Below are 341 nucleotides of genomic sequence, written 5' to 3'. Positions count from 1 at the left end.
GCGCCGCGCTCGACCAGGCGGGTCTGGAGCGCGGGGCGATCGACCACCTCGTCGTCTCCGGCCTGCACGCGCGCGCGTGCGCGGCGGTACGACGTACGGCAGGCGTACGCGCCGAGGCGGTGACCCCTGACCTCGCCGGGGCGATCGGCAACGCCGGCACCGCCCAGCCCGGCCTCCTCCTCGCCGACGTCCTCGACCGGGCCCGGCCCGGCGAGACCATCGCTCTCCTCGTCCTCGGCGACGGCGCCGGAGTCCTGCTGCTGCGCACCACCGACGCGCTCGCCGCCCACCGCGGCGCCCGCCCGGTCGCCGCGCAGATCGCCGCGGGCAGCGCCCCCTTC

At 79.2% G+C, this 341-nt stretch carries 1 protein-coding gene; it reads left to right on the top strand.

Features of this window, described 5'->3' with window-relative positions:
• Positions 1 to 341: 3-oxoacyl-[acyl-carrier-protein] synthase III C-terminal domain-containing protein (locus TN53_RS43290; RefSeq protein WP_046264423.1), on the top strand; the 341-nt coding region annotated here is incomplete at both ends.

The sequence above is a fragment of the Streptomyces sp. WM6386 genome (assembly GCF_000972385.1).
Lineage (GTDB): Bacteria > Actinomycetota > Actinomycetes > Streptomycetales > Streptomycetaceae > Streptomyces.
The sequence above is the reverse complement of the archived record's forward strand: the minus strand, read 5'-3'. Positions and strand labels throughout refer to the sequence as shown.